At 76.0% G+C, this 11,575-nt stretch carries 11 protein-coding genes; 1 reads left to right on the forward strand and 10 read right to left on the reverse strand.

Features of this window, described 5'->3' with window-relative positions; all coding sequences use genetic code 11:
* Positions 1–52: 52 nt before the first annotated feature.
* The 8 genes from ABIC30_RS00840 to ABIC30_RS00875 form a co-directional block, all read right to left on the reverse strand.
* Positions 53–1,471, reverse strand: a complete 1,419-nt coding sequence (locus tag ABIC30_RS00840) for an ATP-binding protein (RefSeq protein WP_020090899.1) — start codon at positions 1,469–1,471, stop codon at positions 53–55.
* 15 nt (positions 1,472–1,486) lie between these two features.
* Positions 1,487–2,647 carry a 2-methylaconitate cis-trans isomerase PrpF family protein gene (locus ABIC30_RS00845; protein WP_354453649.1) on the reverse strand — a complete coding sequence of 387 codons (1,161 nt, stop codon included), beginning with the start codon at positions 2,645–2,647 and terminating at the stop codon, positions 1,487–1,489.
* The gene (locus ABIC30_RS00850) at positions 2,644–3,321 is read right to left on the reverse strand and encodes a response regulator transcription factor (protein WP_012321897.1); all 678 of its coding nucleotides are present in this window, start codon (positions 3,319–3,321) and stop codon (positions 2,644–2,646) included. The genes ABIC30_RS00845 and ABIC30_RS00850 overlap by 4 nt, the downstream gene beginning before the upstream one ends.
* Before the next feature lie 35 nt (positions 3,322–3,356).
* Positions 3,357–3,728, reverse strand: a complete 372-nt coding sequence (locus ABIC30_RS00855) for a PepSY domain-containing protein (RefSeq protein ID WP_020090901.1) — start codon at positions 3,726–3,728, stop codon at positions 3,357–3,359.
* Positions 3,729–3,925: 197 nt separating this feature from the next.
* On the reverse strand, positions 3,926–4,144 hold the full coding sequence (locus tag ABIC30_RS00860; RefSeq protein WP_020090902.1) for a hypothetical protein: 219 nt from the start codon (positions 4,142–4,144) through the stop codon (positions 3,926–3,928).
* Between the two features lies 1 nt (position 4,145).
* Entirely contained in the window at positions 4,146–4,490 is a 345-nt protein-coding gene (locus ABIC30_RS00865; protein ID WP_020090903.1) for a hypothetical protein, read from the reverse strand.
* Between the two features lie 54 nt (positions 4,491–4,544).
* On the reverse strand, positions 4,545–5,078 hold the full coding sequence (locus ABIC30_RS00870; RefSeq protein WP_049961863.1) for a hypothetical protein: 534 nt from the start codon (positions 5,076–5,078) through the stop codon (positions 4,545–4,547).
* Between the two features lie 60 nt (positions 5,079–5,138).
* A complete protein-coding gene (locus tag ABIC30_RS00875; protein ID WP_234081925.1) occupies positions 5,139–5,645 on the reverse strand; it encodes a phage tail tip lysozyme in 507 nt (168 codons plus the stop codon).
* Between the two features lie 79 nt (positions 5,646–5,724).
* Between ABIC30_RS00875 and ABIC30_RS00880 the strand changes: the two genes are divergently transcribed.
* The gene (locus ABIC30_RS00880) at positions 5,725–6,285 is read left to right on the forward strand and encodes a GDSL-type esterase/lipase family protein (RefSeq protein ID WP_234081924.1); all 561 of its coding nucleotides are present in this window, start codon (positions 5,725–5,727) and stop codon (positions 6,283–6,285) included.
* A gap of 37 nt (positions 6,286–6,322) precedes the next feature.
* Here the strand turns inward: ABIC30_RS00880 and ABIC30_RS00885 are convergent, their stop codons facing one another.
* Together ABIC30_RS00885 and ABIC30_RS00890 are read right to left on the reverse strand one after the other, a co-directional pair.
* Positions 6,323–7,579, reverse strand: a complete 1,257-nt coding sequence (locus ABIC30_RS00885) for a DUF2793 domain-containing protein (protein ID WP_354453652.1) — start codon at positions 7,577–7,579, stop codon at positions 6,323–6,325.
* A gap of 31 nt (positions 7,580–7,610) precedes the next feature.
* Positions 7,611–11,519 carry a baseplate multidomain protein megatron gene (locus ABIC30_RS00890; RefSeq protein ID WP_354453654.1) on the reverse strand — a complete coding sequence of 1,303 codons (3,909 nt, stop codon included), beginning with the start codon at positions 11,517–11,519 and terminating at the stop codon, positions 7,611–7,613.
* Between the last annotated feature and the right edge of the window lie 56 nt (positions 11,520–11,575).

Genomic DNA, 11,575 nt, shown 5'->3' on the forward strand with positions numbered 1-11,575 from the left:
TACCCGGACGCGGCCGGACGTGCCCGGATTTGCCCGGGCGCGGCCGACGACCTCAGTGGGCGGCCGTGCCGACCGGCAGGTCCCCCGGCACCTCCAGCACCGCGCGCAGGCCGCCGAGCGCCGCCTGCTCCAGGGTGAAGCGCCCCCGGTACAGGGCGGCGAGGTCGGCCACGATCGACAGGCCGAGTCCCGAGCCGGGCTTCGATTCGTCGAGGCGGCGCCCCCGGCCGAGCACGGCCTGCCGGGCCTCCGGCGGCAGGCCCGGACCGTCATCCTCGATGGCGACGACGAGGTGGGGATAATCGTCCTTGCTCACCGCCTCGGCCCGGATCGCCACCCGCCCGTGGGCCCACTTGGACGCGTTGTCGACGAGGTTGCCGACCATCTCCTCGAAATCCTGGCGCTCGCCGCGGAAGCGCAGGCCCGGCGGGACGTGGACGTCGTAGGCGATGTCCTTGTCCCGGTAGATCTTCCCGAAGGTGCGCACGAGGCCGGCGAGCGCCGGCTCGACCTCCGTGGAGGTGCCGAGCGTGCCGGCGAGCGCCGCGGCGCGGGCCCGGTCGAGGTGGTAGTTGACCTGATCGCGCATCACCGCGGCCTGCTCGCGGATCTTCTGCGCGAGTTCCTCGGGGGCGTCGGAGGCCCCGACCTCGTTGACGATGATCGAGAGCGGCGTCTTCAGGGCGTGGGCGAGGTTGCCCACCTGGGTGCGGGCGCGCTCCAGGATCTCGCGGTTGGTCTCGATCAGGAGGTTCACCTCGCCGGTGAGCGGCGCGATGTCGCGGGGATAGGTGCCGGTGATGCGGTCGGCCTCGCCCCGGCGGACGGCGCCGAGCGCAGCGCGCATCTTCTTGAGGGGCGCGAGGCCGAAGCGGATCTGCAGCAGCGTGGTGATCGCAAGCGACAGGCCGAGCAGGCCGAAGGTGATGGTCAGCGAGTTCCGGAACCGGTCGACGTCGTTGACGATCTCGTCGGCGGGGCCCGCGACCCGGACCGTGTAGCGGCCCTCCTCGCCGAGATCGACGTCGCGCTCCATGATGCGCAGGAGGCGTCCGTCCTGCCCCTTGCCGTAGCCCTGGCGGATCTGCCCGACCCCGACCTTGCCGTCGGAATCGGTCGCGGCCGGCAGCGGCACGCCCACGAGGGAGCGCGAGGTGCGCACGTCGCGCGGCTTCGCGTCGGGCTTGCCGACCTGCCAGTACCAGCCGGACAGGGGCAGGTCGAAGCGCGGGTCGCCGAGCGAGAAGGTCCGGCTCTCGGGGTCGTTGGGCGAGACGAGGTCGGTGGCGAGATTGTTGGCGAAGACGAGGAGCCGGCTGTCGAAGGAGCGCTCGGTGTTCTCGCGGTAGAGGGTCGTGAGGATCCAGGCCGCGATCAGCAGGATCGCGGAGCTCGACAGGAACGCCGACACGGCGAGTCGCACCGCGATGGAGCGGCGGCGCAGGGAGAAGAGGCCGATGAGGTCGATCATGGATGCGTCGGTCGCTCAGACGTGCGGCGGCGCATCGTAGAACACCGCGCCGCGCATCAGCGGGCGCGCCGTGCGGAAGAAGGCGCCGCGCTCGGCCCGCCAGCCGTCGGCCCCGCGGGTCACGGCGGCGTCGGCGGTGAGGATGCCCGACGGCATGCCGACCCGCAGGACCGCTTCGGTGGGGCGCGCGGCCTCGTGGACGAGGCTGCCTTCGAGCCGGGCGGCGACCGCGAGGCACAGGGTGGCGGTGAGCGGCAGCGCCTGGTGCGGCACGCCGTTCGAGATGACCCGGGCGGTCAGGTCGGTCTCGGCGGCGCGGATCGTGGCGCCGGAGAGGCTGCCGGAATCCTGCGGCGGCGCCACGAGGCCGACGAAGGGCACGTGGACGACGCGCGCCGCCGCCTCGAGATCGGGCGCGATGCCCATCGCCACGGAGCCGGCCCGGCGGATCCGCGCCAGCCGGTCGAGGAGGCCCGGCACGGCCTCCAGGGCGGCGGGCAGCTCGGTGCCGGCGAGGCCGAGATCGGCGGCGCGGACGAACACGCAGGCATTGGCGGCGTCGATCAGCGAGGCCTCGATCGCGCCGAGGCCCGGCACGTCGAGCCACTGACGGACGGCGCCGGTCGGGAGCAGCCGGCCGGTCGTGGCGCCGCCCGGATCCAAGAAGTCGAGCTGGATCGGCGCGCCCGTGCCGGTGACGCCGGGGATCGCGAGGTCGCCGCGGTAGACGCTGCGGCCGCCCGCGGCCGCGAAGCCCGCCACGATCAGCTTGCGCGTGTTAGTGTTGAAGATCCGCAGCCGCACCGGGCCGTCCGGGACGTCGACGAGCCCCTCGTCGACCGCGAACGGCCCCACGGCGGCGAGCATGTTGCCGCAATTGCCCGAGAGGTCGATGCGGCCGTCCCGGACCACGACCTGCACGAAGGTGTAGTCGATGTCGGCGTCCGGCCGCGCGGAGCGCTCCACCACGCAGATCTTCGAGACCGACGAGACGCCCCCGCCCATGCCGTTGAGCTGCCGCCCGAACGGGTCGGGGCTGTCCATGGCGGAGAGGAAGGCCGGCTCCCAGGCGGCGAGATCCCCCGGCACGTCCCGGCGGTGCAGCATCAGCGCCTTGCTGGTGCCGCCGCGCATGAAGACGGCCGGCAGCGTGCCGGAACGCGCGGCCGCGCTCACATCCGCGCCGGCGGCTGGTTGGGGTCCACGAGGTAGCCGAGGCCGCGGACTGTCTGGATCAAGTCCACCGCGAGCTTCTTGCGCAGGCGGCCCACGAACACCTCGATCGTGTTCGAGTCGCGGTCGAAATCCTGGTCGTAGAGGTGCTCGGTGAGTTCGGCGCGGGACACGACCCGGCCGGTATGGTGCATCAGGTAGGAGAGCAGCCGGTACTCGTGGCTCGTCAGCTTCACCTGGGCGCCGTCGACGAAGACCTTGCCGGAGCGGGTGTCGAGGGTCACCGGCCCGCAGGCGATCTGGCTGGTGGCGTGGCCGGCGGCGCGGCGCAGCAGGGCGCGCACCCGGGCCATCAGCTCCTCCATGTGGAAGGGCTTGGTGACATAGTCGTCGGCGCCGGCGTCGAAGCCGTCGACCTTGTCGGACCAGCGGTCCCGGGCCGTGAGGATGATCACCGGGGTCTTCACGCCGGCCCGGCGCCACTTCTGCAGCACGGTGACGCCGTCGGCCTTGGGCAGGCCCATGTCGAGGATGATGGCGTCGTAGGGCTCGCTCTCGCCGAGATAGCCGCCCTCCTCGCCGTCATAGGCCTTGTCGGCGACGTAGCCGGCCTCCTCCAGCGCGGCCACGACCTGCCGGTTGATGTCCTTGTCATCCTCCACGACCAGCAGACGCACGGCTCACTCCCCTCCGAAACGGTCCCCGCGCCCGCTCAATACTGTCCCGCCACGGTGCCGGTGCGCGCGTCGACGATCACGTGCACGAAATGCCCGTCGCGGCGCAAGGCGGTGAGCATGTAGACGAGGCCGTCCGCGTGACGGCAGAGGCTCGCCCGCTGGATCTCGGCGCGGGGGATCACCGTCCGGGCCGCGCGGATCGCCGCGACCGGCGGGATCACCCGGCGCTCGCCGACCTCCTCGCGCAGGTCCGCGGGGGACAGGCAGCTCTCGATCCGCAGCGGCGGCTGGCTCGACACCGCGCCCGTCTGAGGGGCCGGCCCGTCGTCGGCCATGGAGCCGAGGCCGCCCGCGGCGAGGGCCGCGGCGGTCAGGCTGATGGCGACGAGGGCGATGGCGTAGCGCATTGGCAGACGATGTGAGCCCAGGGCACTGAATGCGTCCTGAATACGTGGCCGTGCGTCGCCCCCGGCATTCGTCGGCGGCGGTCCGGACAGTCCCTTCGCGGTCGAATCGGTGGCGGGCGGCATCGTGCGGACATGACGGCCGAGGCGGCGCCCGGTTCCACGCCGCGCGCCGCTTCCCACAGGCGCCGCGGCCGGTCTCACGGTGACGGCGCCGGGGCGGGACCGCAGGCCGCGGCGCGGGCCGGCGGCCCGGCCCGGCCGGTCCCCGCCGGCGCGGCCTGCGCGACGCCGCCGGACCCCAGCGTCCAGGCAAGCCGGCCGACCGCCGCACCCTCGTGGACGGCGACCGTCACCGCCGCGGCGGCCGCCAGGCCGAGCCACGCCCGGTCGAGAACCCTGTCCCAGAGCAGGCGCATCTCACCCTCCCGTCAGCAGCTTCCAGAGGGTCCGCAGGGCCGGGATATGCGCGGCGAGCCACGCGACCTGGTCGGAGAACCAGTGCGCGGCCGCCGCCGCGGCGACGAAGGCGAGCACCGTCGCGTGCTTGAGCCGGCGCAGGTAGCGGCGCAGCGCGCGGCGCTCGAGATGCGCGTCGACCAGCTCGTCGAGGGCGGCGAGGCGCGGCTCGGACTGCCGGGCGAACCACGCGTGCCAGACGGGCGGGAAGCGGATCGTCCGGGGCCGCCCGCCGAGGGCGACACCCGCGCCCTCGGCGTCCTGGGGGGGCGCGGATTGCCGTGCCTCGATGCGGAGGGGCTTCATGGTGACGATCCCTGTTACACGGCCCCCGCGCCGCCGAAGCGGCGAGGCCCGGCCTCAGGCCGGGTGCTTGTCCGCCCCGCGCAGCTGCGCGAGCGCTGGGGCGAGGACGTTGGCGGCGCTCGCCTGCGGATCGAGGGGCAGCGCCCGGAAGATCCGCGCGGCCACGCCCTCGGGGCCGCCCGCCTTCCGCACGACGTGCGCGGGGGCGGTGGCGAGCACGTGCCGGGCGCCGGCGGCCACCACCGCGGCGCCGAGATCGGCGCTGACGGTCCGGCCCCGGGCGGCCCCGGCCACGGCGTTCTGGCCGAACTCGGCCCCGGCGCGGATCGCGGCCTCGATCCGGTCGCGGGTGAGCACCGAGGCGGCCCAGGGCGCGACCCGGGCGATGCCGGCGGTGACGGCGGCGGCGGCGAGCGGAACGAGGGCGGCCGTCACCGGCTGGAGCAGGCCGGAGAGCCAGTCGCCCCACGGCAGCAGGCCGGCGACGGGAGTAACGGCGGGCGCGGCACCGCCGGCCGGCCCGGCGAGGGCGGCGAGCGGCAGGCCGGTGACGGCCAGGGCGACGGCCGCCCGGATCGGGTGCATCATCGTGGGACTCCTTCTCAGCGCGCGGCGGACCCGGCCGGCTCGGGATCGGGTGACGACGGGTCAGGGCCGGCCCGGCGGCTGAGCCGGCATCGCGGCGGGACCGTCGCGCAGGGCGGCGAGGGCCCGGCGGGCCCAGGCGAGGCGGCGCGCGGGCGCCACGACGCCGGGCCGCTCGTAGCGGCGCCAGACCGCCTCGGTGGCGGCAGCGAGGGTGGTGGTGGCCCGCAGGGCCACGAGGGCCGGCGCCTCGGGACCGCGCAGCTCGGCGCAGAGGTAGCCGTAGCCCGCCTCGGGGTCGGCGGGATCGCGGCCGCGCGCCCGGCACCACGCCTCCATGGCGAGGCGCCGGGGCCCGGTCCACTGGGCGAGCCCCCAGCCGCCGCGGGAGCCCGGCACTGCGGGGGCGACCTCCTGGAGATGGCGGAACCCGCCGGTCTCGTGGCCGAGATTGCCGAGCAGGCCGGCGGCCTGGACGTCGCTCAGGCCGAGATCGCGCATCAGCCGCGGGCCGAGCCGGCGGCAGGCGGCGGCGAAGGGCTCCTGCGCGGCCGGAACGGGAGGCGGCATGGGCGTGCTCCGGAAACTGGCCTCCCCGGGCGCGCCGGGCTAAGGCGGCCCGCGCCGTGGGCGGCGCCGAGAGGGAAGCGTGGGACGCGGACAGGACCGGCCGCTCGTGTTCATCGGCGACTCGATCACCGCCGCCTGGGGCGCAGTGCGGGCCGAGACCTTCGCGCGCCACGGCTTCGTGGCCCGGGGCGTCCCGGGCGAGACGAGCGTGCAGATCCGGGCGCGCTTCCTGCGGGACACGGTCGGCGCCCGGGGCGTGCATCTGCTCTGCGGGATCAACGACATCGCGGAGATCGGCGGCCCGGTGCCGGACCGGGCGATCGCCGGGAACATCATGGCCATGGGGCGGATGGCCTTCGCGGCCGGGCTGCCGCTCACGATCGGCACCGTGATGCCGAGCGACTTCTGGGGCTGGCGCCCCGAGCTGCGGCCGGTGGCGCGGATCCGCGCCCTGAACGGGTGGCTGCGCGCCTACTGCGCGGCGGGCCCGGCCCGCCTCGTCGATTACGGGCCGCCGCTCGCCACGGAGGCGGGCGCGCTCCGGCGGGACTTCACCGACGACGGCATCCACCTCAACGGCGCGGGCTACGCGGCCGTGGAGCCGGCGATGCTCCGGGCCCTCGACGCCGTTCCGGACTGAGAGCGGCCGCGAGGCGCCGCCTGCGGATCCGCGGCGCTCACGCGCCCAGCGCCAGCCAGTAGGTCGGCACCGACCCGACCCCCGCCACGGAGCCGGACGTCGCGCGGCGGGTGCGGAGCGTGAACCCGGTGGCCGCCACGTCGCTGACCTGCGCGGCGTGGAGCGCGTCGCCGGCGCCGGCGACCGGCTGCGCCCAGACGCCGAGGCAGCTCCCCGGGAAGGCGATGCCGAACGCCACCGCGACATCCGCCTCGGCGGCGGTGACGAGCCCCCATTGCGCGATCAGGCCACCCGGGAGCCGCACCGACCCGTTCGCGCCGAGCACCTGCGCGCCGGTCGCCAGCGGCGTCCCGTCGGCGCGCTGGTAGTGGCGCACGCGCCAGCGGCCCGCCGCATCCGAGGTGGCGATGCAGGTGTCGTCGGCGGCTGTCACGAGATCGGCGCGGGTCGGCAGCACCAGCACTTCGGGATCGTGGACCAGGGTCGCGGCGCCCGAGAAGCGCACGAACCGCTCCCGGTCGGCGGCGGCGCCGAAGCTCGCGATCCGGGCCGCGCCGGTGACGAGCACCCGCCGGGTGCCGGCCGCGCCGAGGTCGGTGGTGGGGGCGGCCGCGAGGGCGGTCTCCGCCGAGGCGAAGTCGATCCCGCCGGTCCGCGCCGAGGCGGTGAGCGCCGTGGCGAAGGCGGCGCCGTCGGGCGAGACCTTCAGGGTGAAGTCGTCGCTCCCGAGCGTGCCCAGCAGCGCCCGCGCCGCGTAGCCGGTCTCGAAGACCAGGGCGGCGTCGCGGGCGGCGGATTTCCGGTTGACGAAGATCCGCATGTCGCCGGTGCCCGGCGTGGCGTCGTCCCAGGTCAGGAGCGCGGAGTCGGACTTCACCGCGAGACGGTTGGTGGCGTCGGCCGCCGTGTTGATCCCGAGGCGGCCGACGCTCTGGAGCGCGGTCAGCGCGCGACGGAGGCTCGTCCAGGCCGCGCCGTCGAAGACGTAGAGGTCGGCCTCGTCGATCAGCCAGGCGAGCCAGCCGGCCCGCGGCGCGGCGCCGGTCCAGACCCCGTCGGCGTAGCGCACCACTTGGCCCGCGAGCCCCGCCCAGGCCCCCCCGGGCTCGGCGGCGGCCACGAGGTAACGGTCGCCCTCCGCGGGGCCCGGCGGCGGCGCGGCGAGGTCCTTGTCCAGGCACGCCAGTTGGACCAGCGCGTCGAGAAGGCCGAGCGCCTCGTTGTGGGTGACGTGCTTCTGCGCCTGGCTGGCGGCGATCAGCGGCAGGCCGAGATGGGGCGTGGCGTCGGACATGGGGCGGCTCCCGGGCGGTCAGGTCGAGCGGTCAGGCCGAGCGGACGGGGATACGGGCGCGGCAGGCGGGTCCGGACCCGGCGACGAGACCGATCTGCGCCACCGCGACGTCGACATGCGTCTGGGCGCCGCCGAAATCGGCCGCCTCGTCCGCGTAGAGACAGTGCTGGGCCTCGGCCCGGAGCGTGCGCAGGGCCGTACCGGCGTCCGAGAACACCGTCACGGCGTAGGTTTCCGGCTCGTCGAGCGGGATCTCGGCCGGCTCCCAGGCGTCGCCGTCGCGGCGGGCCCGCCGGATCCACGAGAGCCGCACCCCGTCCGCCGCGCGCCGCGCCCGCAGGTGGACCGGCCGCAGCGGCGTCAGCGCCGCGACGCCGGCCGTGGCGGTGATCTCGGTGAAGGCCGGGTCGGCCGGGTCGCGATCCGCCGGCCCGATCCGGTAGCGGAACGCGCGGCCGACCTCGTCCAGCCGGTCGACCAGGGGCGCCACGGCGCCGTCGTCGAGGCGCACGATCAGGCTCCCCGCCGGGCAGACCCGCCCCGCCGCCGCCTCGCTGCCCGCGAGCCCGCGCAGGAAGCCGGACAGCCGGTAGGTGTCGGGCCCGGTCAGGACCGCGGACGCGGCGCCGAGCAACTCCACGGTCCCGTCCGCGCCGAGCAGGGCGAACAGGTTGCCCCCGGCCAGCATCGCGCCCGCCCCGATCGAGGCCAGCGTCGCGCCGCGCCGCAGGGCGACGTCGAGATGCGCGCCCCGCTGGATGCGCCAGAGCGGGCCGGGCGGCAGCGCCGACAGGGTGCGCCCGAGGCAGGCCGGGTAGTCGACGAGGCGGTGCAGGGCGAGCGGCCCGTCGCCCGCGGCGCGCCAGATCGCGACCGCGCCGGGCCAGGGCTCGGCCGCCACCGCGCAGGATTGAAGGACCGTGGGGTCGCCGCGGTCGACCGGCAGGTCGAGGGCCAGGGCGAGCGGCGGGCCGGGAAAGGCGGGCGGCGCCACCTCGGCCCGGGCCATCGCGCGGGGCAGCCCGCGCCCGGGCCCCGCCCGGGGCGGCACGCCGCTCGCCTCGATCCGGCGGCCCGTGGGCGCGTCGTCGATCCGGTCGATCCGGCGCAGGACCGCGCCGCCGGGCACGTCGGCCGGGACCGCCAGGAGGTCGCCGGGCTCCAGCTCGACCCGGCGCGGACTCAGCGTGAACACCGCGGTGTCGCGGGTCGCGATCAGCCGGTCGAGCAGCGCCTCGGCCAAGCCGTCGGCGGTCTCCCGGCGGGTGACGATCGCCGCCTCGATCCGGGTCTCGCGCCGCCGCAGGCCGGCGGGCCGCACGGCCGAGGCCGCGGCGCGCCGGTAATCCGGGCTCTCGGAATCGGTGATCCCGAGCTCCACGGAGCGCGGCAGGGCGCTCTCCTCGGCCCGGACCTGGTGCAGGACCGGCCGCTCCTCCGACAGCCGGACGAGGTCGGTCTCGGCCAGGATCACGGGCCGGTCGCGCCGGGGACCGCGCAGCCGCAGGGTCCCGGCCACCGCCGAGACGTCGAGACCGTAGACCTCCGCCAGGGTCTCCAGGGCGCCCCGCGCCGTGAGCGGCCGGTCGATCACGTAGCCGTCGAGATAGGCGGCGGCCTCCACGGAGACCGGCGCGTCGAACCCGAAATCCGCGAGGATCCGCTGGACCAGCAGGTCGAGGTCGCAGCCCTCGATCCGGCCGGTGATCCAGTGGCCGACCCGCCAGTTGGCGGCGTCGGCCCAGACGCCCCGCACCGTCGGGAAGGCCGGGAAGGGCCGCGCGTCCCAGGCCCAGACGAAGATCCCGTCGGGATCGATCATGCGGCCGCCGTAGACCGGCGAGACCGGGTTGTCGGCCTCCCGGAAGCCCGGCACGGCCGGGTCGAACCGCGCGATCACGGCCTCCAGCCCGCGGAGCTGGATCAGCTCGTCGCGCAGGGCGCGGGATTCCGGCGGGACGGCGCTCTCGGACGATTTCGGGTCCGGGAAGACGTTGGGGCCGTTGGTGCCCTTGTCCACCGCCGGAACGCCGATCTCGGTGAGCCAGATCGGCTTGCCGGCCGGCACCCAGGCGGTGGTGCGGGTCTCGACGCCGCCGTCGCGCTCCACGTGCGGGCTCGACCACCACGCGACGAGGTCCTTGGCCCGGTAGATCCAGGGCTTGCCGGCGGCGCCGTCGGTGATCGGCCGGCGGGCCTGGGCGGCGCGGTCGGCCGCGTCGGCGTAGTACCAGTCGAAGGCCTCGCCGGACGCACCCCGGGCCTTCAGATAGGCCCGGTCGGCGATGTCGCCCGTCACCGCGAGGTCGGCGTGGTCCGGGTCGTCGCGCCAGTCGGAGACGGGCGGGTACCAGTCGATCCCGACGGCGCCGATGTTCGGGTCGGCGAACAGGTCGTCGAGGGGGAAGCGGACGGTGGCGCCGCCGTCGCCCACATGGGCGCCGTACTCGGTCCAGTCCGCCGCGTAGACCAGGGTGACGGCCGGGCCGAGGCGGTCGCGGAGCGCGGCGGCGAGGTCGCGCAGGGCCCGCACCGCCGGGTAGCCGGCCGCGCCGCGCACCCGGGTCAGGCCGACGAGCTCGCTGCCGATCACGAAGGCCGCGAGGGGCGTGCCCGAGGCCGCCCAGCCGGCCGCGAGGTCTGCGTAGTGCAGGACCGCGTCGCGGTAGCCACCCGCGAAGAAGGCCGCGACCTGCGCGTCGGCCGCGGCGGTCCCGTCCGGGCTCCCCGGAAGGCCCGGGGCCGGATCGCAGGTGATGCGGCCGCGCCAGGGATAGGCGGGCTGCGCGGCGCCGGGGGCGTGCGGATCGGGGAGCGCGTTGCCGGCCGGCACGTCCATCATGACGAACGGGTAGAGCGACACCGCCAGCCCCCGGCGCGCCAGCTCGGCGATCAGCCGGGTCAGGCCCGCATCCGCCGGCGTGCCGCCGTAGGCCGGGCTGCCGTCCGGCAGGGTCGAGACCGTCTCGGCCCGGTCGCGGGCGATCCCGGCGACGCGCCAATCCTCCGGCCGGGCGCGCTTGTCGGCGGCCTCGACCTTGGGCACGACCCGGCAGGATCCCGCCCGCAGGTCGGTGCCGAACCACGTCGCCACCACGGCGACCCGGCGCAGATTCGGGCACAGCGCCTGGAGCGCGTCGAGGGAGGCGATCACGTCGGTGCCGCGCTGGAGCTGGTGCCGGTTGGCGGCCTCGGTGCGGCCGAGCCCGAGATCGACGGTGACGCGGTCCGGATCGAGGCCGAACTCGCTGGCGCCGGGGATCAGGTCGACGGCGCGCACGCGGTCGAACAGGCCGTTGACCGGGCGGATCACCTCGAAGGCGAATTGCGGGACGCGGTTGCCGAAGGCCGCGAGGGCGAGGTTCTCGAACACCGCGTAGGCGAGGCCGCGATAGGCGGGCGCGTTCTCCGCGCCCTCCTTGGCGACGATCAGCGGGTCCGGCTCCTGGCCGGGGCCGCCGGTATGGACCCGCAGGGTCAGGCCGGCTTGGTCGATCTCCCGCCCGTCCGCCCAGATCCGGCGGACGCAGGCGATCTCGCCCTCGCACAGGCCGACCGCGAGGTTGGCGAAGTAGCTGTAGCGGGTGGTGACGGTCCTCGGGCCGCCCGCGAGCCCGCCCAGGCCCTTGGAGGGCGCGGCCGCGCGGGCGACGGTGGTGTTGGCGACCTCCAGCGGTCGGGTCGCCCAGATCAGGGTGCCGCCGATCCGCGCCCGCCCGTAGACCCGCGGGATCGGATCGCCCTCGGTGGAGGTGAGCCCGGCCACGTCGGCGAGCCGCGGCCCCTCGACGAAGCGCGCGTGCCGCCCGGACCCCGACAGGGCGCCGCCGAGGGCCGCGCCCGCGACGGAGCCGAGCGCGCGCCCGACCAGGCCGCCGATCGGGCCTCCGAGGGCGGTGCCGACCGCCGCGCCGGCCGAGGACAGGATCAGCGTCGCCATGGCGGGGCTCCGGATCTGATGGCGGTATCGCGTGGACGGGTTGCCGGTCCGTATCC

It is taken from the genome of Methylobacterium sp. 1030 (assembly GCF_040544715.1).
Classification (GTDB): Bacteria; Pseudomonadota; Alphaproteobacteria; order Rhizobiales; family Beijerinckiaceae; genus Methylobacterium.